This is a genomic window from Streptomyces tatrensis (assembly GCF_049310065.1).
Classification (GTDB): Bacteria; Actinomycetota; Actinomycetes; order Streptomycetales; family Streptomycetaceae; genus Streptomyces.
The window spans coordinates 1,969,279-1,990,314 of record NZ_JBMDLB010000007.1 but is presented as its reverse complement, the minus strand read 5'-3'; the positions used below and the strand labels follow the sequence as shown (position 1 = coordinate 1,990,314).

19 protein-coding genes and 1 pseudogene are annotated in these 21,036 nt (G+C 73.7%); 13 read left to right on the top strand and 7 right to left on the bottom strand.

From position 1 onward, the window contains the following. Positions 1–32 precede the first annotated feature (32 nt). From ACODT5_RS12500 to ACODT5_RS12485, 4 genes are all read left to right on the top strand, one after another. Positions 33–428 carry a cell division protein SepF gene (locus ACODT5_RS12500; RefSeq protein WP_250742110.1) on the top strand — a complete coding sequence of 132 codons (396 nt, stop codon included), beginning with the start codon at positions 33–35 and terminating at the stop codon, positions 426–428. Between the two features lie 1,147 nt (positions 429–1,575). Beyond that, positions 1,576–2,817, top strand: a complete 1,242-nt coding sequence (locus tag ACODT5_RS12495; RefSeq protein ID WP_422519639.1) for an AAA family ATPase — start codon at positions 1,576–1,578, stop codon at positions 2,815–2,817. Then, a complete protein-coding gene (locus ACODT5_RS12490) occupies positions 2,814–3,206 on the top strand; it encodes a nucleotide pyrophosphohydrolase (protein WP_422519234.1) in 393 nt (130 codons plus the stop codon). Before ACODT5_RS12495 ends, ACODT5_RS12490 begins: the two co-directional genes overlap by 4 nt. A gap of 124 nt (positions 3,207–3,330) precedes the next feature. Beyond that, the gene (locus ACODT5_RS12485) at positions 3,331–3,816 is read left to right on the top strand and encodes a DUF6099 family protein (RefSeq protein ID WP_422519233.1); all 486 of its coding nucleotides are present in this window, start codon (positions 3,331–3,333) and stop codon (positions 3,814–3,816) included. 395 nt (positions 3,817–4,211) lie between these two features. Here the strand turns inward: ACODT5_RS12485 and ACODT5_RS12480 are convergent, their stop codons facing one another. Next, positions 4,212–4,499 carry a hypothetical protein gene (locus ACODT5_RS12480; RefSeq protein ID WP_422519670.1) on the bottom strand — a complete coding sequence of 96 codons (288 nt, stop codon included), beginning with the start codon at positions 4,497–4,499 and terminating at the stop codon, positions 4,212–4,214. A 202-nt stretch (positions 4,500–4,701) separates the two neighbouring features. Between ACODT5_RS12480 and ACODT5_RS12475 the strand changes: the two genes are divergently transcribed. Next, positions 4,702–5,625: an LLM class F420-dependent oxidoreductase gene (locus ACODT5_RS12475; protein ID WP_422519232.1), complete on the top strand. Its 924-nt coding sequence runs from the start codon at positions 4,702–4,704 to the stop codon at positions 5,623–5,625. Positions 5,626–5,639: 14 nt separating this feature from the next. Continuing rightward, positions 5,640–6,551 carry a homocysteine S-methyltransferase gene (mmuM, locus tag ACODT5_RS12470; RefSeq protein ID WP_422519231.1) on the top strand — a complete coding sequence of 304 codons (912 nt, stop codon included), beginning with the start codon at positions 5,640–5,642 and terminating at the stop codon, positions 6,549–6,551. On the opposite strand, the gene ACODT5_RS12465 is transcribed toward mmuM, so the two are convergent. After that, positions 6,538–6,960 (bottom strand): hypothetical protein, encoded by a 423-nt coding sequence (locus ACODT5_RS12465; RefSeq protein ID WP_422519230.1) that lies wholly within the window; start codon positions 6,958–6,960, stop codon positions 6,538–6,540. The genes mmuM and ACODT5_RS12465 overlap by 14 nt on opposite strands. Positions 6,961–7,264: 304 nt before the next feature. Continuing rightward, the gene (locus ACODT5_RS12460) at positions 7,265–7,510 is read right to left on the bottom strand and encodes a hypothetical protein (RefSeq protein ID WP_422519229.1); all 246 of its coding nucleotides are present in this window, start codon (positions 7,508–7,510) and stop codon (positions 7,265–7,267) included. Positions 7,511–7,578: 68 nt separating this feature from the next. Between ACODT5_RS12460 and ACODT5_RS12455 the strand changes: the two genes are divergently transcribed. From ACODT5_RS12455 to argF, 5 genes are all read left to right on the top strand, one after another. Continuing rightward, positions 7,579–9,081 (top strand): 3' terminal RNA ribose 2'-O-methyltransferase Hen1, encoded by a 1,503-nt coding sequence (locus ACODT5_RS12455; protein ID WP_422519228.1) that lies wholly within the window; start codon positions 7,579–7,581, stop codon positions 9,079–9,081. Beyond that, positions 9,078–11,696 (top strand): polynucleotide kinase-phosphatase, encoded by a 2,619-nt coding sequence (locus tag ACODT5_RS12450; RefSeq protein WP_422519227.1) that lies wholly within the window; start codon positions 9,078–9,080, stop codon positions 11,694–11,696. Before ACODT5_RS12455 ends, ACODT5_RS12450 begins: the two co-directional genes overlap by 4 nt. 211 nt (positions 11,697–11,907) lie before the next feature. Beyond that, on the top strand, positions 11,908–12,375 hold the full coding sequence (locus ACODT5_RS12445) for a hypothetical protein (protein WP_327303933.1): 468 nt from the start codon (positions 11,908–11,910) through the stop codon (positions 12,373–12,375). Between the two features lie 117 nt (positions 12,376–12,492). Further along, complete coding sequence (locus ACODT5_RS12440) at positions 12,493–13,722, top strand: arginine deiminase (RefSeq protein WP_422519226.1); 1,230 nt, start codon at positions 12,493–12,495, stop codon at positions 13,720–13,722. 196 nt (positions 13,723–13,918) lie between these two features. Further along, positions 13,919–14,941, top strand: a complete 1,023-nt coding sequence (gene argF / locus ACODT5_RS12435) for an ornithine carbamoyltransferase (protein WP_422519225.1) — start codon at positions 13,919–13,921, stop codon at positions 14,939–14,941. 31 nt (positions 14,942–14,972) lie between these two features. Here argF and ACODT5_RS12430 read toward each other — a convergent pair whose 3' ends face one another. Beyond that, positions 14,973–15,392, bottom strand: coding sequence for an ATP-binding protein (locus ACODT5_RS12430; RefSeq protein ID WP_422519224.1), 420 nt, complete (start codon positions 15,390–15,392; stop codon positions 14,973–14,975). A gap of 242 nt (positions 15,393–15,634) precedes the next feature. Between ACODT5_RS12430 and ACODT5_RS12425 the strand changes: the two genes are divergently transcribed. Beyond that, entirely contained in the window at positions 15,635–16,462 is an 828-nt protein-coding gene (locus tag ACODT5_RS12425) for an enoyl-CoA hydratase family protein (RefSeq protein ID WP_385375032.1), read from the top strand. A 34-nt stretch (positions 16,463–16,496) separates the two neighbouring features. Further along, positions 16,497–18,833, top strand: a complete 2,337-nt coding sequence (locus tag ACODT5_RS12420) for a bifunctional salicylyl-CoA 5-hydroxylase/oxidoreductase (protein WP_422519223.1) — start codon at positions 16,497–16,499, stop codon at positions 18,831–18,833. Positions 18,834–18,840: 7 nt separating this feature from the next. On the opposite strand, the gene ACODT5_RS12415 is transcribed toward ACODT5_RS12420, so the two are convergent. The 3 genes and pseudogenes from ACODT5_RS12415 to ACODT5_RS12405 all read right to left on the bottom strand — a co-directional run bounded on the left by ACODT5_RS12415 (position 18,841) and on the right by ACODT5_RS12405 (position 21,033). Further along, positions 18,841–19,326 carry a hypothetical protein gene (locus tag ACODT5_RS12415; protein WP_422519222.1) on the bottom strand — a complete coding sequence of 162 codons (486 nt, stop codon included), beginning with the start codon at positions 19,324–19,326 and terminating at the stop codon, positions 18,841–18,843. Next, complete coding sequence (locus tag ACODT5_RS12410; protein WP_422519221.1) at positions 19,323–20,162, bottom strand: GNAT family N-acetyltransferase; 840 nt, start codon at positions 20,160–20,162, stop codon at positions 19,323–19,325. The genes ACODT5_RS12415 and ACODT5_RS12410 overlap by 4 nt, the downstream gene beginning before the upstream one ends. 65 nt (positions 20,163–20,227) lie before the next feature. Further along, positions 20,228–21,033, bottom strand: a pseudogene (locus tag ACODT5_RS12405) (PaaX family transcriptional regulator). Positions 21,034–21,036: the final 3 nt, after the last annotated feature.

Below are 21,036 nucleotides of genomic sequence, written 5' to 3'. Positions count from 1 at the left end.
ATGCACATGAAGCGCAAGGCCGAGGCGGCCTGGTGAGCAGGTACGACGTCACCGACGAACAGTGGGAGGGGCTCGCGCAGGTGGTCCCCCTGCGGAGCCGCAACGAGTGGCCCTCCCGGGTGGATCACCGCACGATCCCCACGGTTCCGGGGGCGTCCGCGGCGGAGCAGCGCCGCTTCGTGGTGATCCGGGTCCAGGTCTTCGCGGACGCGCGGGAGGTGGCGGAGTACCTGATCGCACAGATCCCGGTGCTGCTGGACCTCACGGGCGCGGACGGCGAAGTGGCCAAGCGCATCCTGGACTTCAGCAGTGGCGTGGTCTTCGGGCTGGGCAGCGGGATGCACCGGGTCGACCGGAACGTCTTCCTGCTGGCGCCCGTCGGGACCGAGGTGGAGGGGATCGCGGCCGCGGCCGTCCCCCGATCGTAGGAAGGTCCCGCGGGCGGAACGGTTCGCCGGACCCACGGGGGGTCCGTCGGCCCGTACCGTCCCGCGCATGACCTCGCGCCTCACCCTTCCGGCGGCCTCCGCCACGGCTCCCTCCACGGCTCCCTCCATGGCTCCCGCCATGCCTCCCGGCGTGCTGACTGCGCCTGCCGCGTCCACTGCTGGGGCAGCACCTGCGTGCTCCGCGGCACCGGCCGTGCCGGCCGGGCCCGCCGTGCCTGCCGCCGCGCCTACAGCCCCTGCGTCTTCGGCTGTGCCCACTGTGGCGCTGGCCGGGCTCCCCGCCTCCGCCCTGCCCGCCGCCCTCACTGTTTCGGCCGTGCCTGCGGCAGCGCTGACCGGGCTCGCCACCCCCACGGCTTCGACCGCGCCTGCGCTCTCTGCGTCTTCGGCTGTGCCCACCGTCGCGTTGGCGGGACTCCCCACCTCTGCGGCTTCCGCCCGGCCCGCGACTTCCGCCGGGCCCGCCGTGGTGTTGGACGGGTCCGCCGCCTCTGCTGCTTCCGCCGTGTTCGCTGGTCCGGAGTTAACCGTTGGCCCCGTCCCGGCTACCGCCGCTGCTGCGGTCTCAGCCCCGACTCCGGCGCCTGTGCCTTCCCAAGTTCCAGTCCTGGCTTCGGCCTCGGCTCAGGTTCCGGTCCCGGTATCGGCTCAGGTCCTGGCATGGGCCCCCGCCTCAGCCCTGACCTCGGCCCCGGTCCCGGTCCCGGCCTCGGCCCCGGTCCCGGTCCCGGCCTCGGTCCCGGCCTCGGTCCCGGCCTCGGTCCCGGCCTCGGTCCCGGCCTCGGTCCCGGCCCCGGCCTCGGCCCCGGCCCCGGCCTCGGCCCCGGTCCCGGCCTCGGTCCCGGCCTCGGCCTCGGCCTCGGCCTCGGTCCCGGCCTCGGTCCCGGCCTCGGCCCCGGTCCCGACCTTGGCCCCGGTCCCGGTCCCGGTCCCGGTCCCGGCCTCGGCCCCGGTCCCGACCTTGGCCCCGGTCCCGGTCCCGGTCCCGGTCCCGGCCTCGGCCCCGGTCCCGACCTTGGCCCCGGTCCCGGTCCCGGTCCCGGCCTCAGCCTCAGCCCCGGCCTCAGCCTCAGCCCTGGCCTCAGCCCCGGTCCCGGCCTCGGTCCCGGTCCCGGTCCCGGCTCAGATTCCGGCCTCGGCATCGGTCCCGGCTCAGGTTCCGGCTCGGGGGCAAGCCCCAGCCCCGGTCCGGGTGCCGGCCCAGGCCCAGGCCCCGGCCCCGGTCCAGCCCGCCGCAGGCGCCCCGCATTTGCGGCCCGCCGTCACCGAGTTGCGGCTCTCCGCCTACGGGGCGCACCGCGGGGCCCGGTTCGTGCTCGGGCCCGTCACCTTCTTCGCCGGGCCGAGCGGGAGCGGCAAGTCCCAGGCGCTGGAGGCCTACGGGGCGCTGGCTGCCCTGGGCGCCGGGGCCACCCTGGAGGAGGTGTTCCCCGATCCGCGGGCCCGGATCCCCGACCGGGCGGTGCCCGACGCCGAGCGGCGCCGGGGGTTCCGGATCGGCTGTACGGTCGACGGCCCCGCCGGGGCGGTCCGGCTCGACCTCGCCGTCCAGGCGGAGCCCGCGCTGCGGATCGTCGGCGAACGGCTCTCGGTGGGCGGGCAGGTCCTCCTCGCCACCGCGCTGCGCGACCCCGGGCGGCGGTCCGTCCAGGCGGCCTGGCTGACCGGCGGAGCCACCGGGGTCACCCGGGCCCCGCTGCCCGACGACCGGCTCGGGACCGCACTGCTCCCGCTGCGCGTGGCCGGGGCCACCGAGGGCCAGCGGCAGGTGCTGGCCGCCGCCGAACAAGTCGTGGTCGCGCTGCGCTCGGTGTTCCCCTGCGACCCCCGCCCGGAGCGGATGCGGGAGCCGGCCCTGCCGGGGGAGGGGCGGCTCCTGGGCGACTGCGCCAACCTGGCCGACGTACTGCGCCGGACCCGCCTGGAGTGCGGCACCCGGTACAGGCTGCTGACCGGGGCCGCCCGTACCGCCTGCGCGGGTTGGGTGGAAGGGCTGGACGTACGGGCTCCCGAGGGCGGCCCTGTCACCGGCCTGCTGGACCGCGGTCCGTCCCGGCCCGCCACCGAGCTGGCCCGGCTGGGCGCGGGCGAGCTGCGTTTCCTCGCCCTCGCGCTGGTGCTGCTCACCGGGCCGGGGGTCCTGGATGTGGATCCGGCGGCCGAACTGCCCTCCGCGCGCCAGGCGCTGACCGTGCTCGCGGACGGCTTCGACCGGGACCTGGACGGCCGGCAGACCGCCGAACTGCTGCGGCTGGCCGTACTGGCGTGCGGGCGCGGGCAGGTCAGGCTGGTGGCCTCGGCGGGCGAGGCCTGCGCGGAGGCCGCCCGGGGGGTCGCGGGGGTCTCGGTGGTAGACCTGGGTGCATGAGCGAAGAGCGTGGAGTGACCGAGGATGAGAAGGGGGCCGGTGAGCGGATCGACCAGCTGCAGCGGCGGCTCGCCGAGTTCGCGGCGGCGCGCGGATGGGAGCCCTTCCACACGCCGAAGAACCTGGCGGTGGCGCTGAGCGTCGAGGCGTCCGAACTGGTGGAGATCTTCCAGTGGCTGACGCCGGAACAGTCCGCCAAGGTCATGGAGGAGCCGGACACCGCACACAGAGTGGCCGATGAGGTCGCCGACGTACTCGCGTACCTGCTGCAGTTCTGTGAGGTCCTCGGGGTCGATGTGCTGGATGCGCTCGCCGCGAAGATCGAGCGGAACGAGCTGCGGTTCCCCGTACCCGGCGCTTCGGGGGCAGATCGTCACTCTTCGGAGTGATGGTGATATCCACAACCATCTTCGGTGTCCACAATTTCCGAATACCCCTGGCTTTACCGGCCCGTTGCCCTCACTCTGGGTAGTGGAGAGAACGGCAAGATGTCGTGCGGACGGGGGACGGCATATGGACGCGGTACGGCTCATCGCAGCCGGCCGGCACGCGCTGGCGCAGAGCGGGGCTGCATGGGACATCGTGGGCGAGGCCTGGCAGGCACAGGCCCTCGCGCAGGGGATAGGGAGCTGGCTGGCGGTCACCGGGCCGCCGGAGCTGAGAGCGGAGGCACGGGGGCTGGGTGAAGCGGGGGGCAGAGGCTGCGGGGTGCTCGACCGGGCGGCTTTGCGCGGAGAGGGCTATGCGCCCGATCTCCCGCCCCGGGCGGCGCAGTTGACCGAGGTGGCGGACGCCCGGCAGGCGTTGCTCGGGCTACAGGCGCTGCTCGGGGAAGTGGGCATAGCACTGGTCGGGGTGGCCTGCGGTACGGACGACGAGGGTCTGTACTGGCAGTGCATAGAGTCGATAGACGCGGCCGATGAGTCGAGCGACAGGGTCCGGGCGATCCTGCGCCGAATGGCCGTGCGCGAGCGGGGATCCGCCTCCGGCGTGGCCTGAGCCGGCGCGGCCTGGGGCGGCGCGGCCTGGGGCGGCGCGCGGCCCGAGGCGGTGCGGGCTGAGACGGCGCGCGGCCCGAGGCGGTGCGGGCTGAGACGGCACGGGCTGGGCTGGTGCCGCCTGAGACGGCGCGGCTGAGGCGCCGCGGGCTGGGCCGATGTGCCTGAGACGGTGCGGGCTGAGACGGGGTGGCCCGAGAGGGCGCGGGGTGAGGCGGCGCGGGCTGGGCCGACGTGGCTGAGGCGGCGTGGGCTGGGCCGGTGTGGCTGAGGCGGCGTGGGCTGGGCCGGTGTGAGCTGGGTCGATGTGGCTGAGGCGCTGCCGCCCGAGCCGGGGTGCTGCGGTGTCTGGGGTGATTCGGTGGGGTCCCGTCGCCCGCGACGGGACCCGGGCGGTCAGTGGGACCGGTAGGACGGGCGGTCTTCGCTCTCCGGGGTGCGGCAGCCCTGGGGCAGGGCAGTGTCCGGGCTGCGGTCGGTGGAGGACTGGAGGTCGGCGTCGAGCTGTGAGAGGTCGGCGTTCAGCGCTGCCATCAGCTCTTCCATCTGCTGCAGCAGGCCCTTCGGCGCGCCGCCCTGGGCGGGTACCGCGGGCTCCTGGCGTGCGTGGTCGTGCGCTGCCTGCCCGGTCTGACAGTCCTGACGGGATTGCCGGTGGGTCTCCGGCGCGGACTCCTGGGACATGGCGGCCTCCTCGGCCCTGGCCCTTCCAGGAGGTGGAAGGGGGCGGTGGACGCACCGGCGAATGCCGCCGGCGCGCGGGCCGGGCGGTCCGGCTCCGTCCGAGCCAACGATCCCCATCCGGGCTGGTCACTGGCGCGGGCGGCGGGGAGCTCCCGGTTGACTCAGATTCACCCGGCCGGGGCCGAAAGGGCAGGATGGAGGCATGGATCTCCGTATCTTCACCGAGCCCCAGCAGGGCGCGAGCTACGACACCCTCCTGAGCGTCGCCAAGGCCGCCGAAGACCTGGGCTTCGACGCCTTTTTCCGCTCGGACCACTACCTGCCCATGGGTGCGGCCGACGGTCTGCCCGGTCCCACCGACGCCTGGATCACCCTGGCCGGCCTGGCCCGCGAGACCAAGCGGATCCGGCTGGGCACCCTGATGACGGCCGGTACCTTCCGGCTCCCCGGCGTGCTCGCCATCCAGGTCGCGCAGGTCGACCAGATGTCGGGCGGCCGGATCGAACTCGGTCTGGGTGCGGGCTGGTTCGAGGAGGAGCACAAGGCGTACGGCATCCCCTTCCCCGCCGAGCGCCTCGCCCGGCTGGAGGAGCAGCTGGCGATCGTCACCGGGCTGTGGGCCACCGAGCCCGGAGCCACCTTCGACTACACGGGCGTCCACTACCAGGTGGAGAACTCCCCGGCGCTGCCCAAGCCGGCCCAGGACAAGATCCCCGTCCTGATCGGCGGCCACGGCGCGAAGCGCACCCCGCGCCTCGCCGCCCGGTACGCGGACGAGTTCAACATGCCCTTCGCCTCGATCGCGGACAGTCAGCGGCAGTTCGGCCGGGTCCGCGCGGCCGTCGAGGAGGCCGGCCGCAAGCCCGGCGACCTCGTCTACTCCAACGCCCTCGTCGTCTGCGTGGGCAAGGACGACGCCGAGGTGGCCCGGCGGGCCGCCGCCATCGGCCGTGATGTGGCGGAGCTCAAGGCCAACGGCCTGGCGGGCTCCCCGGACGAGGTCGTCGACCGGATCGCAGCCTACGAGGCGGTCGGCTCCTCCCGCCTCTACCTCCAGCTGCTCGACCTCGGCGACCTGGACCACCTGGAGCTGATCTCCTCCCGGGTCCAGTCCCAGCTCGGCTGACGGGAGCGACGACCGTGCCCCGCGCGACCCGCCCGCTCGCCGGGGCCCTGGCCGGCCCCGGCGGGCGGACCGTGCTCCTGGACGGCGGACTGAGCAACCAGCTCGCCGACCAGGGCTGCGACCTGTCCGGCGGCCTCTGGACGGGCCGGGTCCTCACTGAGCGGCCGGAGCAGGTGACGGCCGCCCACGCCGCCTACGCACGGGCCGGCGCCGAGGTGCTGATCACCGCGAGCTACCAGGTGGGGTACGCCGCCCTCGCCCGGCGCGGCCACGGCACGCAGCACACGACGGCCCTGCTGCGGCGCAGCGTGCGGCTGGCCGACGCGGCAGCCCGGGCGGCCGGGCACGGGGTGTGGGTCGCCGCGTCCGTGGGCCCGTACGGGGCGGTGCTGGCGGACGGCTCCGAGTACCGGGGCCGGTACGGCCTGAGCGTGCGCGAGCTGGCCGACTTCCACCGGCCCCGGATCGCGGCGCTGCTGGCCGAGGGCCCCGACGTCCTGGCCCTGGAGACGGTCCCGGACACCACCGAGGCCGAAGCCCTGCTCACCGTCCTCGCGGAGACCGGCGCCCGCGCCTGGCTGAGCTACACGGTGGAGGGCGGCCGTACCCGGGCCGGTCAGCCCCTGCCCGAGGCCTTCGCCCTCGCCGCCGGGTCCCCGCAGGTCATCGCCGTCGGCGTGAACTGCTGCGACCCGGCGGAGGTCCTGCCGGCCCTGGAAGCGGCCGCCACGGTCACCGCCAAACCGCTGCTGGCCTACCCCAACGACGGCTCGGTCTGGGACGCCGCGACCCAGACCTGGCAGGCCCCGGCCGCCCCCGCCCCCTGGCCCACGGCCGACTGGCTCCGCACGGGCGCCCGCCTCGTCGGCGGCTGCTGCCGCATCGGCCCCGACCGCATCGCGGACCTGGCGGCTACGCTCCGCTGAGGTCCCAGCGCACGCCCGGCGATCCGCCGCCCGAAGCCACGAGGGCGCTCATCTCGGCTTCCACGGCGGCCAGTTCCTCCGGCCGCTCCATCAGGAGCAGCTGTTCGCGGTAGTGCACCAGTGCGGTGAGGAGCAGTTGGGTCTCCTCGGGATCCAGCGCGCACATCCGCCGTGCGGCGGCAACGGATTCGGCGCGCAGGGCAAGCGCTATCCCGGGCCGGTGGGCGAACTCCCGACGGCTGTACGCGAACAACGCGGCCGCCAGCAGCGGTAGATAGGCCAACGGACTCACCTGGACGAGGACGCGATAGGCGGCCACCCGTTCCCGGACGGGCAGGGTGCCCGATCCGAGGAGCGCCACCCGGGCGCGCAGCACGGCGTCGTGATTGATGTTCTCCGTGGGATTCATGAGGGAGATTCTGTGAGCCCAACAGGGCCCGGAACAAGGCAGATCGGCTGTGCCGTCCGTCCTACGAAAACGCCCTCTGACCTGTCATGATGGGTACGTCATCACCCTTGGCGCCGCCGATCGCGCAGGGTGTCGCGGCCTAGGCCGTCTCTTTCGGATCTTGCCGGTCAGGTCCGCGTCGTCCGGTGCCGTGCCTCGGTGCGCTGCCGGGGCTCCCGCGTACTGGACGTACTCGGGTGCCCCGGCAGTGCGGCGAGGTGCGGTGCCGGGCGGCGCGGACCCGGCAAGATCCGAAAGAGACGGCCTAGTCCTCGCCCATCACCGCCTCACAGCCGGGGCACGCCGCGTCGGCGTACTCCGGCGGACACCAGGCGTCCGGATGTTCGGACGGTTTCCAGTCGGCCGTTTCCATGGCGAAGGTGTCCTTGCCGCACATGGTCCGCGGGCCGCGCTCGGAGCCGCCTCCCGGGGCGGTGGGCGCGACGTGCACCCGGTGGACGGATCCCGCCACCGGCTGGTCGAGCTCGTACACAACGACGATGCCGCTCATGTTCCGACGGTAGGCGCCCGCGGAAAATAGGGCGCGGGCAACACCGGTGACCAGCAAGAATCGCTCGCATGTTCCTGACGATCTCCACGACCGGCACGGCCGAGCGACCCGCCACCGACCTGGGCTTCCTGCTGCACAAGCATCCCGGCAAGACGCAGGCGTTCTCCACCTCCCACGGCACCGCCCACGTCTTCTACCCCGAGGCCACGGACGAGCGCTGCACGGCGGGCCTGCTGCTGGAAGTGGATCCCGTCGCGCTCGTGCGGCGCGGTCAGGGCAAGGGGCAGGGCGGCACACCGGACGCCGCGCTCGCGCAGTACGTCAACGACCGCCCCTACGCCGCCTCCTCGCTGCTGGCCGTCGCGCTCAGCGGCGTGTTCCGCAGCGCGCTGAAGGGGCAGTGCGCGGCCCGCCCGGAGCTGCCCGACGAGGTGCGCCCGCTGCGCATCGAGATCCCGGTGCTGCCCGCCCGGGGCGGCGCCGACCTCGTGCGCCGGCTGTTCGGCCCGCTCGGCTGGGACTCGGTCACGGCCACCCCGGTCGCCCTCGACGAGACCTTCCCGGAGTGGGGAGACTCCCGGTACGTACGCCTCGTCCTGGAGGGCGAGCTGCGGCTGTCCGACGCGCTGCGCGGCCTGTACGTCCTGCTGCCGGTCCTCGACGACTCCAAGCACTACTGGATCTCCTCCGACGAGGTGGACAAGCTGCTGCGCGCCGGAGACGGCTGGCTCGCCGAGCACCCGGAGAGCGGGCTGATCACCGCCCGCTACCTGGCCCGCCACAAGCGGCTGACCCAGGACGCCCTGGAGCGCCTGGAGCTGGTCCGCCTCGCCGAGGCCGACGGAAGCGAGGTGGAGGAGCTCGACAACGCGGTCGACGAGGCGAGCGACACGGAGGACAAGCCCGTACCGCTCGCCGTGCTGCGCCGTGAGGCGATCCTCGCCGCGCTGGGAGCGGCCGGTGCGGCCCGCGTCCTCGACCTGGGCTGTGGCCAGGGCCAGTTGGTGCAGGCGCTGCTCAAGGATCCGGCGTACACCGAGATCGTCGGTGTGGACGTGTCCGTCCGGGCGCTGAACATCGCGGCGAAGCGGCTGCGGCTGGAGCGGATGGGGGAGCGGCAGAGCTCCCGCGTCCGCCTGACGCAGGGCTCGCTCGCGTACACCGACAAGCGGCTCGTGGGCTACGACGCGGCCGTGCTCAGCGAGGTCATCGAGCACCTGGACCTCGAGCGGCTGTCCGCCCTGGAGTACGCGGTGTTCGGCTCGGCCCGCCCCCGCACGGTCCTCGTGACCACTCCGAACGTCGAGTACAACGTCCGCTGGGAGACCCTGCCCGCAGGGCACGTCCGGCACGGCGACCACCGCTTCGAGTGGACCCGCGAGGAGTTCCGGGCCTGGGCCGGGGACGTCGCCTCCCGGCACGGCTACTCGGTGGCGTACCTGCCCGTCGGGGACGACGACCCCGAGGTGGGGCCGCCGACCCAGATGGCCGTCTTCACCCTGAACACCCTGAACACCGTCAGCACCGTCAGCACCGGAACCGACACCCCGAAGGAGGGCGAGGCAGCATGACCACCGACACCGACACCGATACCAGGGCCACCACCGACCGCAAGCGCGTCCTTCCCGTCACCGACCTGTCCCTCGTCGTCCTGATCGGGGCCACCGGCTCGGGCAAGTCCACCTTCGCCCGCACGCACTTCAAGCCCACCGAGGTCATCTCCTCCGACTACTGCCGGGGTCTGGTCGCCGACGACGAGAACGACCAGAGCGCCAGCAAGGACGCCTTCGAGGTCCTGCACTACATCGCGGGCAAGCGGCTCGCCGCCGGCCGCCTCACCGTGGTCGACGCCACCAGCGTCCAGGCCGAGTCCCGCCGGCAGCTGGTCCAGCTCGCCCGCGAGTACGACGTCCTGCCCATCGCGATCGTCCTCGACCTGCCCGAGGAGGTCTGCGCCGAGCGCAACGCGGCCCGCCCCGAGCGGGCGAAGCTGCCGCGCGCCGTCATCCAGCGCCACCGCCGCGACCTGCGGCGCTCGCTGCGCGGCCTGGAGCGCGAGGGCTTCCGCAAGGTCCACGTGCTGCGCACGCCCGAGGAGGTCGAGTCGGCCGAGGTGGTCCTGGAGAAGCGCTTCAACGACCTCACCCACCTCACCGGCCCCTTCGACATCATCGGCGACATCCACGGCTGCGCCTCCGAGCTGGAGACCCTGCTCGACAAGCTCGGCTACGACGACGGCGCCCACCCCGAGGGCCGCACCGCCGTGTTCGTCGGCGACCTCGTCGACCGCGGCCCGGACAGTCCGGGCGTCCTGCGCCGGGTGATGGGCATGGTCGGCTCCGGCAACGCCCTGTGCGTGCCCGGCAACCACGAGAACAAGCTCGCCCGTCACCTCAAGGGCTCCAAGGTCCAGCGGACCCACGGCCTGGCCGAGACGATCGAGCAGCTCGACAAGGAGCCGCCGGAGTTCGTCCAGGAGGTCCGCACCTTCATCCAGGGCCTGGTCAGCCACTACGTCCTCGACGGCGGCAAGCTCGTCGTCTGCCACGCCGGGCTGCCCGAGAAGTACCACGGCCGTACCTCCGGCCGGGTGCGCTCGCACGCCCTGTACGGGGAGACCACGGGTGAGACCGACGAGTTCGGGCTGCCCGTGCGCTACCCGTGGGCCGAGGACTACCGGGGCAAGGCCGTCGTGGTCTACGGCCACACGCCGGTCCCGAACACCGCCTGGATCAACAACACCATCTGCCTCGACACCGGAGCCGTCTTCGGCGGGAGGATGACCGCCCTGCGCTGGCCCGAGCGCGAACTGGTCGACGTACCGGCAGAGAAGGTCTGGTACGAGCCGGTCAAGCCGCTCGTCACCGAGGTGCCGGGCGGGGCTGCGTCGGATTCGTCACGGGGCGGCCGACCGCTCGACCTGGCCGACGTCCACGGCCGCCGGATCGTCGAGACCCGGCACCTGGGCAACGTCAACGTCCGCGAGGAGAACGCGGCCGCCGCCCTGGAGGTGATGAGCCGCTTCGCCGTGGACCCGCGCCTGGTCCCGTACCTCCCGCCGACCATGGCGCCGACCGCCACCTCGCAGATCGAGGCCCGCGGCGGAGCCGCTGATGAGGGATATCTGGAGCACCCCGCCGAGGCCTTCGCGCAGTACCGCAAGGACGGCATCGCGCAGGTCGTCTGCGAGGAGAAGCACATGGGCTCCCGCGCCACCGTGCTGCTCTGCAAGGACGCCGACGCGGCCCGCGAGCGGTTCGGGGTCGACGGCCCCACCGGGTCCGTGTACACCCGCACCGGACGGCCCTTCTTCAAGGACCCCGAGGTCACCGAGGAGGTCCTCGCCCGGCTCCGCTCGGCGGTCACCGACGCGGGGCTGTGGGAGGAGCTGGACACGGACTGGCTGCTCGTCGACGGCGAACTGCTGCCCTGGTCGCTGAAGTCCACCGGCCTGCTGCGCAACCAGTACGCCGCCGTGGGCGCGGCCTCCGGCGCCGTGTTCCCGGACGCCATCGCCGCCCTTCAGGCGGCCTCGGCCCGGGGAGTCGACACCGGGGAGCTGCTGGAGCGCCAGCGCGGGCGGGCCGCCGACGCGGCGAAGTTCACCGAGGCGTACCGGCGTTACTGCTGGAGCACCGACGGGCTGGACGGCGTACGGTTCGCCCCGTTCCAGCTGCTGGCGGCGGCCGGCCGCTCGCTGGCGGCCGTACCCCACGACGAGCAGCTGTTCTGGCTGGACCGGCTCGTCGCCGCCGACGAGGCCGCCGGGACCGGACTGCTGCGCCGCACCGGCCGGATCCTGGTGGACACCGCCGACGAGGCCTCGGTACGGGCGGGCACCGACTGGTGGCTGGAGCTGACGGCCGCCGGCGGCGAGGGCATGGTCGTCAAGCCGCTCCAGGCGTACGCCAAGGACGGCAAGGGCCGGCTCGTGCAGCCGGGGGTGAAGGTGCGCGGGCGCGAGTACCTGCGGATCATCTACGGTCCCGAGTACACGCGCCCGGACCACCTGGAGCGGCTGCGCCGGCGCCACCTCGGGCACAAGCGCTCGCTCGCCCTGCGCGAGTACGCGCTCGGCCTGGAGGCCGTGGACCGGCTGGCGGCCGGGGAGCCGCTGTGGCGGGTCCACGAGGCGGTCTTCGCCGTCCTCGCGCTGGAGTCGGAGCCGGTGGACCCCAGGCTCTGACGGCGGCTCTGACGGCGTCCGGCCGCAGCGCCCGGCGTCAAGGAAGGACCCCCGTACGGCCGCTCATTAGGTCGTATGGGGGAACTTTCGCGGAGAACTCCGGGAAAACCACCGGCGGGATCGTTCATCCAGGGCAGCGGAATGTCCGCGACCCTGGAAGGACGGAACGTCACCTATGAAGATGACCGCGCGCGGAAGCATTGCGGCACTCATGACCTGTATGGCCGCGGCAGGCGCGGCCACCCCGGCCATGGCCGACGCGGTGCCGGTGGGAGTCCCCCTGGACGCGGTGCGGACCACGCTCGGCGTGGACGTCCCGCACCTGGCCACCGGAGTGCCGGTGCCGGTGGTCGGAGCGCCCGAGGCGCCCCGCTTCCACAAGGGCGACATGCTGCCCACCCCGCTGCTGCCGGCGGTGCCGATCGGCACCGAGCTCGGCAACACCCTCCTCACCTCCCCGGTGCCGAACCTGGCCGGAAAGCCCGAGACGGACGGCGAGGGCTCGCTGGACGCCCCCGCGACCACGATGCGCACCCGCACCCCGGGACTGCTCGTCGGCTCCCCGCTGACCATGCCCGACGCGTCCAACTACGGGCTGCCGAACGTGACCGCCCCCGCCCTGGGCGTCATCGCCCCGGACCTCACCGGTACCCCGGAGGCCCTGCTCGGCCTGCGCTGAACCGCCGGGCCCCGGCCCGCCGTCGGATCCGCGCCGGATCCGGCGGGGCGGACCCGCTGGGGACGCCCTGGGCCGACGCCACGTCAAAAAGCCGCCCGGTCTGCGAACGTGTACGGCATGGGATTCCATGTCGATTCCGAGACCGGGCGGCTTCGCCGCGTCATCCTCCACCGGCCCGACCTGGAGCTGAAGCGGCTCACACCGAGCAACAAGGACGCGTTGCTCTTCGACGACGTGCTGTGGGTGCGCAGGGCCCGCCAGGAGCACGACGGCTTCGCCGACGTACTGCGCGACCGGGGCGTGGAGGTCCACCTCTTCGGTGACCTGCTGATCGAGTCCCTGGACATCCCGGAGGCGAGACACCTCGTCCTGGACCGGGTCTTCGACGAGAAGGAGTACGGTCCGCTCGCCACGGACCACCTGCGGGCCGTCTTCGACGGACTGGCCTCGGCGGACCTGGCCGAGGCGCTGATCGGCGGGATGACCAAGCGGGAGTTCCTGGAGCGGCACGCGGAGCCGGTGTCGGTCCGCTTCCACGCCCTGGACCTGGACGGCTTCCTGCTGGGGCCGCTGCCCAACCACCTCTTCACCCGGGACACCTCCGCCTGGATCTACGACGGGGTGTCGATCAACGCGATGCGCTGGCCGGCCCGGCAGCGCGAGACCGTGCACTTCGAGGCCATCTACAAGCACCACCCGCTCTTCACCGGCTCCGGCCCCTTCCACACCTGGTCCCAGGGGCAGGCCGACTACCCCTCCACGATCGAGGGCGGCGACGTCCTGGTCATCGGCAACGGCGCCGTGCTGATCGGGATGAGCGAGCGGACCACCCCGCAGGCGGTGGAGATGCTGGCGCGCGGGCTGTTCGCCGCCGGGTCGGCGACGACGATCGTGGCGCTCGACATGCCCAAGCGGCGGGCGTTCATGCACCTGGACACGGTGATGACGATGGTCGACGCGGATACGTTCACCCAGTACGCGGGCCTGGGCATGCTGCGCTCCTACACGATCGAGCCCGGTACCGGGCCGAGCGAGCTGAAGGTGACCGACCACCCGCCGGAGCACATGCACCGGGCCATCGCCGCCGCCCTCGGCCTGGACGCGATCCGGGTGCTCACGGCCACCCAGGACGTGCACGCCGCCGAGCGCGAGCAGTGGGACGACGGCTGCAACGTGCTCGCCGTGGAGCCGGGCGTGGTCGTCGCGTACGAGCGGAACGTCACGACCAACACCCACCTGCGCAAGCAGGGCATCGAGGTGATCGAGATCCCGGGCAGCGAGCTGGGGCGGGGCCGGGGCGGGCCGCGCTGCATGAGCTGTCCGGTGGAGCGGGATGCGGTGGCCTAGCCGGCCGGGGGTGCGGGGGCGGGCGCGGGTGTGGGCGCGGGTGTGGGCGTGTGGCAGGGGAGGCGAGGCAGGGAGACAGGGCGGGGAGGCCGGGGAGGCCAGGGCCCATATGCGTACGCGAAGGCTCTGTATATCAATGCATTCCGTCGTATAGACTTCCAGCATCCCCTGTCACCGTGACTCTGGAGCGCCCCCCATGGCCACCGATCTTGTCGGCCGCAGTTTCCTCAAGGAGCTCGACTTCACCGCCGCCGAGTTCCGCGGCCTGGTCGAGCTCGCCGCCGAACTCAAGGCGGCGAAGAAGGCCGGGACCGAGCGGCGCCGCCTCGAGGGCAAGAGCATCGCCCTGATCTTCGAGAAGACCTCCACGCGCACCCGCTGCGCCTTCGAGGTCGCCGCCGCAGACCAGGGCGCCCACACCACGTACCTCGACCCCTCCGGCTCCCAGATGGGCCACAAGGAATCGGTCAAGGACACCGCGCGGGTGCTGGGCCGGATGTTCGACGGGATCCAGTACCGGGGCGACGCGCAGGACGCCGTCGAGCAGCTCGCCACCCACGCCGGCGTGCCCGTCTTCAACGGCCTCACCGACGACTGGCACCCCACCCAGATGCTGGCCGACGTGCTCACGATGACCGAGCACTGCACCAAGCCCCTGGAGCGGATCGCCTTCGCCTACCTCGGCGACGCCCGCTTCAACATGGGCAACTCCTACCTGGTGACCGGCGCGCTGCTGGGCATGGACGTACGGATCGTCGCGCCGCGGCGCTACTGGCCGGCCGAGCCCGTGGTGGCCGCGGCGCGCGAGCTGGCGGCCGCCAGCGGCGCCCGGATCACGCTCACCGAGGACCTCGCGGAGGGCGTCGGGCAGGCCGATTTCGTGGTGACCGACATCTGGGTGTCCATGGGGGAGCCCAAGGAGGTCTGGGACGAGCGGATCGAGGCCCTGAGCCCGTACGCCGTCACCATGGAGGTGCTGCGCGCCACCGGGAACCCGGACGTGAAGTTCATGCACTGCCTGCCGGCGTTCCACGACCTCGGCACCAAGGTGGCCCGCGAGATCCACGAGCGGCACGGGCTGGACTCGCTGGAGGTGACGGACGAGGTGTTCGAGTCCGCGCACTCCGTCGTCTTCGACGAGGCGGAGAACCGGCTGCACACCATCAAGGCCGTGCTCGTCGCGACCATGGCGGGGCCGGCCGCACAGTCGGCCGCATAGTCATGCGTCGGGGGGTCCGGGGCCGGTCGGGCTAGAGGGCCGGCCGGGACGGCAGCGTGAACCACACGGCCTTGCCGTGCGCGGTGGCGCGGTGACCGCAGGCCGAGCTCAGGGTCCGGATCAGCAGCAGGCCGCGGCCGTGCTCCTGCCAGGGGTCGGGGTGGGCGTCGTCCGGGCCGGGTGCGGTCAGGTCGGCGGGGGCGCGCGGATCCCCGTCGTGGACCTCGACCTGGCAGCCGTTCGCCAGCAGTTCCACGACGAGCTCGATGGGGGCGTCGCCGGGGGTGTGCTCCACGGCGTTGGCGACCAGTTCGGCGGTGAGCAGTTCGGCGGTGTCGCTGTCGGCGGGTGCGTCGATGTCGGCGAGGGCCGTACGGACGAGGGCGCGGGCGATGGGTACGGCCGCTGTCGTGTGCGGCAGGGCTATCCGCCAGGCGGAGGCGTCGGGCAAGGGGGACCGTCCGTTCCGTGGGGTCGCAGGGGGCGGGGCGTACGGGGTGCGGTGGGGGAAATCCTGCTTTCAACGATACGAAGTGGAAATGTCCTGCTGTAGGGCACCCCGGCGTGATCGCAAGGGACGTCGGGCACAGCGGCTCGGGACCTTCGGTGCGTGTGGCCCCCGAGCCCCGACGCCGGCCCACATTTATCGCGCTTCCCTGACGACAGTCATGGACCGGTGATACCTTCGGGAGGGTGAGTCCCTTCCTCGGTTCCACACCCGCGACCGAACGCTGGAAACACCTCCGGGTGGACCGGCGGGACGGCGTCGCCACCGTCACCCTCGACCGCCCCGAGAAGCTCAACGCGCTCACCTTCGGCGCCTACGCCGACCTGCGCGACCTGCTCGCCGAACTGTCCCGGGAGCGGTCCGTACGCGCCCTCGTGCTCGGCGGCGAAGGGCGCGGCTTCTGCTCCGGAGGCGACGTCGACGAGATCATCGGCGCCACCCTCTCGATGGACACCGCCCAGCTCCTCGACTTCAACCGGATGACCGGACAGGTCGTGCGCGCCCTGCGCGAATGCCCCTTCCCGGTCATCGCCGCCGTCCACGGGGTCGCCGCCGGCGCCGGAGCCGTCATCGCGCTCGCCGCCGACTTCCGCATCGCCGACCCCACCGCCCGCTTCGCCTTCCTCTTCACCCGGGTCGGCCTCTCCGGCGGGGACATGGGCGCCGCCTACCTGCTGCCCCGCGTCGTCGGGCTCGGCCACGCCACCCGGCTGCTGATGCTGGGGGAGCAGGTCAGGGCCCCGGAGGCCGAGCGGATCGGGCTGCTCAGCGAGGTCACCGAGGAGGGCAAGGCCTCCGTACGCGCGGCGGAGCTCGCCGCGCACCTCGCCGCCGGTCCGGCCCTCGCGTACGCGCAGACCAAGGCACTGCTGACCGCCGAGCTGGACATGCCGCTCGCCGCCTCGGTGGAACTCGACGCGAACACCCAGGCCCTGCTGATGAACGGCGAGGACTACCGGGAGTTCCACGCGGCCTTCACCGGGAAGCGGCCGCCCCAGTGGAAGGGCAGGTAGTTCGATGAGTACCGGTTCATTGAGCACCGGTCCGATGAGCACCGGCGCGACGAGCACCGGCCGGACACCCGCCGCCCTGCGCGTCGCCGTGGTCGGCGGGGGCCCCGGCGGGCTGTACGCCGCCGCACTGCTGGCCCGGCAGGGGCACGCGGTGGACGTGTGGGAGAAGAACGCCCCCGACGACACCTTCGGCTTCGGAGTGGTCCTCTCCGACGAGACCCTCGGCGGCATCGAAGCGGCCGACGCCGTGGTCTACGCGGCCCTGAGCGCCGAGTTCGTCCGCTGGGACGACATCGACATCGTGCACCGGGGCCGGCTGCTGACCTCCGGCGGCCACGGGTTCGCCGCGCTGGGGCGGCGCCGGCTCCTGGAGATCCTGCACGAGCGCTGCGCGGGCCTCGGGGTCCGGCTCCGCTTCCGCACCCGGGCGCCCGAGCCGCAGGCGCTCGCAGCCTCGTACGACCTGGTGGTCGCGGCCGACGGCGTGCACAGCCCGACCCGGGAGGCCGCGGCGGAACACTACGGGCCCGCGCTGACGGGCGGGCGGTGCCGGTACGTCTGGCTGGCCGCCGACTTCGCCCTCGAGTCCTTCCGCTTCGAGATCGCGGAGACCGAACACGGGGTCATGCAGCTGCACGCGTACCCGTACGCGACGGACTCCTCGACCGTGATCGTAGAGATGCGCGAGGAGGTCTGGCACGACGCCGGCTTCGACCTCTGCGACGAGGCGGAATCGGCCGCGCGCTGCGCGAAGATCTTCGGCGAGGCCCTGCGGGGACGGCCGCTGCGCGGCAACGGCTCCGCCTGGACGCAGTTCCGTACGGTGGTCAACGCGCGCTGGTCGCACGGCAACACGGTGCTGATCGGCGACGCCGCGCACACCGCGCACTTCTCGATCGGCTCCGGCACCAAGCTGGCGGTGGAGGACGCGCTCGCGCTGGCGCGGGCGGTGGAGACCGAGGCGGACGTCCCGGCCGCGCTGGCCGCGTACGAGGCCGCACGGCGGCCGGCCGTGGCCTCCACCCAGCGGGCGGCCGCCGCCAGCATGCGGTGGTTCGAGGAACTCGCCGGGTACGTGGACCAGCCCGCCCGGCAGTTCGCCTTCAACCTGCTCACCCGCAGCCTGCGCGTCACCCACGGCAACCTGCGGCTGCGCGATCCGCGCTTCACCGACGCGGTGGAGCGCGACTTCGGCTGCCCCCAGGCCCCGGAAGGCGGCCCGGACGGGGGCTCGGACGGGTCGGGAACCCCGCCGATGTTCACGCCGTTCACCCTGCGCGGGCTGACGCTGCGCAACCGGGTCGTGGTGTCCCCGATGGACATGTATTCGGCAGGCGCAGCGGCCTCGGCTTCGGCCGGCGACGGGGTACCGGGCGACTTCCACCTCGTCCACCTCGGCGCGCGGGCGCTGGGCGGGGCCGCCCTGGTGATGACGGAGATGGTGTGCGTCAGCGCCGACGGCCGGATCACCCCGGGCTGCACGGGCCTGTACACCGCCGAGCAGGCCGCCGCCTGGACGCGGATCGCCGACTTCGTGCACACCTCGGCGCCCGGCACCGCGCTCGGCGTCCAGCTCGGCCACTCCGGCCGCAAGGGCTCGACCCGGCTGATGTGGGAGGGCATGGACGACCCCCTGCCCGAGGGGAACTGGCCCCTGACGGCCGCCTCCGCACTGCCCTACCGCCCCGGAATCTCGTCCGTGCCCCGGGCCCTGGACGCCGCCGACCTCGCCGCCGTCCGCTCCGACTTCGCCGCCGCCGCCGTCCGGGCCGCGAGCAGCGGCTTCGACCTGCTGGAGCTGCACTGCGGGCACGGCTACCTGCTCTCCGGCTTCCTCTCCCCGCTGACCAACCACCGCACCGACGCCTACGGCGGCCCGCTGGAGAACCGGCTCCGCTTCCCGCTGGAGGTCTTCGACGCGGTCCGCGCCGTCTGGCCCGCGGACCGGCCGATGACCGTCCGTCTCTCGGCCACCGACTGGGCGCCCGGCGGCACCTCGGCCGAGGAGGCGGTGGCCATCGCCGCCGCTTTCGCGGCCCACGGAGCCGACGCCATCGACGTCTCGACGGGCCAGGTCGTGGCGGAAGAGACCCCCGAGTACGGGCGCGCGTACCAGACCCCGTACGCCGACCGGATCCGCAACGCCCTGAACGTCCCCGTGATCGCCGTCGGGGCCATCTCCTCCTGGGACGACGTCAACTCCCTGCTGCTGGCCGGCCGTGCCGACCTCTGCGCCCTCGGCCGCCCCCACCTCTACGACCCCCACTGGACCCTGCACGCGGCCGCCGACCAGGCCTACACCGGCCCGGCGGCGCCCTGGCCCGCCCCCTACCGCGCAGGCAGCCGCAAGCCGCCGACGGGGCGGGGGTAGCCGCCGCCTACCGGTGCGGCCGCAGCGTCAGGCACTCGTGGCAGTGGCAGGGCTCCGGGTGCGGCCAGTACGGCCAGGCGCCGGAGCGGAGCTCCCAGGCGAGGTGCTCCATCGCCACGGCGTCCTCGCGGGCCTCGGCCTCGTCCCGGAAGCCCCCGAAATCGGAAGAGGCGGCCGCCCGCAGCACGGCCGGACTCCGCACGAGGCGGGGCCGGAAGCCGTACAGGTGGCGGGTGGCCACGAACGCCAGGCGGTACGGGCGGCCGTGCCGGGGCCGGCCGATGACCTGGCACTCCTCCCAGCCGTTCGTCCGGTAGTGGACGTACACCTTGGAGCCGCCCTTGAACATCCGGGTGCCCGGGCGCTGGCCCTGCCCGCCCTCGCCGTGGCGGCGCCACAGGACGACGTTCGCGGCCAGCATCCAGAGCGGCTCCAGCGGCTCCAGCGGCTCCAGTGGCCCCAGCGGTTCGAGCGGCTCCTCGCGCCCGGTCATCTCAGCGCCACCTCCACCCGGTCCTCGACCGGGGTGTAGCCCAGCCGCTGGTAGACGCCGTTGCTGGTGGGGTTCGCCAGGTCGGTGAAGAGCAGCACCTCCCGCGCCCCGGCCGCGTGCGCCGCTTCGGTCGCGGCGTACGTCACCCCGGCCGCGTAGCCGCGCCCGCGCAGCTCCGGCGGGGTGTAGACCGGCCCGATCCGGGTCACCGCGTCGACCGGGCGGAAGAACCCGGCCAGCGAGACCGGGGCCCCGGCGTCCTCCCAGAGCAGCATGCCCCCGTACGAGATCCGGTCGCGCAGGGCCTCCTCGGAGGCGGCCCCGCCCTCGCCGGACTCCTGCTTGAAGGCGGTCACCCACTCCAGGAGCAGCGGGAGGTCCGCCTCCCCGGCCGGGCGGGCCCGTCCCGCCGGGGCGGGATCGGGGGCGATGAGCCCGGCGAGCCGGTAGAGGCGGTTCTCCTCCACGACCTCGGTCGGCTTCCCCCAGGAGACGGCCAGCTCCCGCGCGTCCTCGCGGCGGGCGTTGAGCGCGTCGACCCCGGCGAGCAGCGGCTCGGCGGCGAGCGCGGCCCCCAGCTCCCGGACCGCCTCGGCGGGCAGCGCGCCGATCAGCAGCGGGCGCGGCGGGCACTGCACCACGGCACCCGCGACCCGCCCGTCGGCCCCGGTCCACGAGCCGAAGAAGGGCGGCTCGGACCCGAAGGCGTGCGGGCCCTGCCGCTCCAGGGCGTCCATGGTCGTGAGCAACTGGGTGTTGGGCACGGGCTGCGCCGCCACGGCCGGGCGGACGGCGGCCAGCCAGGCCGCCAGGTCAGGGGTGAAGGTCCACGTCATGCCACATGATCACCCCGGTCCGGCGCGCGGTACACCCCTTTTCCCGCTCGCTCCGCCGGGGAAGGTCAGGGCTCCACGAAGCCGGCCCCGAGGTCCCGCAGTCGCTCGTGCAGCTCCGCGAAGACCGCCGCCGAGCGGTCGCCGGGCCCGCCGGGAGCAGCTCGCGGGGCAGGCCCGGGTCGGCGTACGGGAGCCGGCGCCAGGTGTCCAGGGCGAGGAGGTAGCCGCGGTAGGCGGCCTCCGTGGTGGGGACGGCCGGTTCCGCCCGCAGGGCGCGCAGGGCGGGCTCGTGGAGGTCGAGGAACTCCTCGTGCTGCTTGGCCAGCGCCGCCAGGTCCCACCAGCGGGCCACCGACTCCGCCGTCGGGGCGAAGCCCAGGTGGGCGCCCCGGAAGAGCTCCACGTACGCCGTCAGGTGCAGCCGCTCCAGGGTGTGCCGGGTCTCCCCGTCCAGGTGGGCCGGGGCGATCCACACGCCCGGCGCCACCGCGCCGAAGCCCAGCCCGGCGAGCCGGGAGCGCAGCAGGTGCCGCTTCGCCCGCTCCTGCTCCGGGACGGAGAAGACGGCCAGCAGCCACTCCTGGGACTCCGCCGGGCGGGCGGCCCCGTAGATCCGCCGGTCGCCGTCCTCCAGGAGCCGGTGGGCCTCCTCGGAGAGCTCGTACCCCGCCGCGCGGTCCCCGGTGCGCGCGGGCAGCAGGAAGCCGCGCCGCTTCAGCCGGGACACCGACGAGCGGACGGACGGAGCGTCCACACCGGCCGCGCCCAGCAGGCGGACCAGCGCGGACACCGGGACCGGGCCGGGGAAGGCCCGCCCGTAGGCACCGTAGAACGTGACGATCAGAGATCGCGGGGTGTGCTGCTCGACCACGGC